The following is a 1544-nucleotide window of genomic DNA, read 5'->3' on the forward strand; positions in this document are numbered from 1 at the left end:
TTCGACTTTGCGCATTTCAGGACTGCCGTCTCGGTTAGGAGGCGGTTCACAAGTTCAGCAATGGTGCGGGGTGACGGGGATTACGGCGCGTAGCAGGCGACGTCGACGAGCCGTCGAAGGAACGATGGCGGCGATCTGAGCATGTCGCCTTCAGCGGGCGACATGGCGGCCTGTTCGAACCACAGGTGCTGGCGCAGACGGGCCAAGGCATCGGCGAAAGTCGGCGCTGGTTTCGGATACCAGATGGCGCGCCGGGGCGACAGAGCGAGGCGGCCGGCATTCTGATGGACGTACAGCGTGATCAACGAGTAAAGCCCGAACAGCAGTGGGGCGGTTCGGAATACCGCCGGGTCTGCCCACTGTCGCTGGGTCTCGATGCCGAGATGAGCACGGCTCTCCTCATACGTCGTCTCCATTGCCCAGCGGCGGTTGAACCATTCCAGGACGGTGCGTGGCGACACCGACAGGTCGGTGCACAGAAGAGCTTCCGGATCGCGCCGGCCATCGGGATAGCGCACCATCACCCAGAGGATGGGCACGATCGGCTTGCCCTGGTGGTGCCACAGCGCCGTTCCGGAGGCATAGTCGATCCAGCCGCCGGGGCGCCACCGGGTTCGGCTTGGTTGAGCCGCCCGGTGCCAGACGGTAACCTTGTCGGTCAGACGGGCCCGCAAGCTGGGTTGGCGGGCGCCTTTCATTATCTGCCGCAAGGTCAAGGGCGGGTCTGGTGGCGGATCGAACAGGCGGGCATCCAGGCGCAGCCGAGTGATCGCGACCATGTGCGGGCTGACGGCGTCGAGCAGGGTCAGTGCGGCGAATTCGCCATCCATGACGGCGACCAGCAGGCGATCCGGCAGCCAGCGGTGGAGACGCAGCAGGATGCCCCGTGCCCAGACGGTGGTCGGCCGATAGTGCCGGCCCTGTGCCTCGCACCAGGCGCGGCTCGGCACCAGCGCGCTCAGCACCGGCAGCCCCCAGATACGGCCGGCGAACGGAACCTCGACCAGCAGCATGGCGGTCATCCAGCGCAATCCGCGGCTGGTGACCGTCTGCTCCGTCGAGGACCGGACGGAGTCGAAGCAATGGCTTGCTGGGCGAACACGGGCTCCCCTGCGCCGTTCAAGAGTATGGTCGACACCGATGACGATCGGGCCGTCCGGGACGAAGGCGTTGACCAGGGCGTTCAGCAGGGTGCGTGCGAGCTTCAGCCCCGACCAGCGATTCCGGTTGAGTACGCGGTGAAAAGCGGCGAAGCCGGGATCGTCCGCCAAGCCGAGGGCGCGGAGCAGGTTGGCCACGGTGCGGGGACCAACCGCCAGCACCGCACCGACCGCGAGCGCCGCCACCGTAGAGCGGGTGCGCCCCGAAAATGCATCCAGATAGGGCCACAGCCAAGCTACGAAGGTTTGGGGAAGAGAGACGGCTGGGCGTGGCATGGGGCACCTGCGGTGTCGTCGGACGTTGACCAGCCAACAACCTTTCGCCGACGGTATTGCGACGCCCGCGCAGGACAGGACAAGTGTCCCCAAATGCGCAAAGTCGAA

At 66.3% G+C, this 1544-nt stretch carries 1 protein-coding gene; it reads right to left on the bottom strand.

The window, feature by feature from the left end:
- Positions 1-80: 80 nt before the first annotated feature.
- A complete protein-coding gene (locus FHW79_RS32275) occupies positions 81-1346 on the bottom strand; it encodes a transposase (protein WP_348984343.1) in 1266 nt (421 codons plus the stop codon).
- Positions 1347-1544: the final 198 nt, after the last annotated feature.

Source organism: Azospirillum sp. OGB3, from assembly GCF_014192915.1.
Taxonomy (GTDB): Bacteria; Pseudomonadota; Alphaproteobacteria; order Azospirillales; family Azospirillaceae; genus Azospirillum.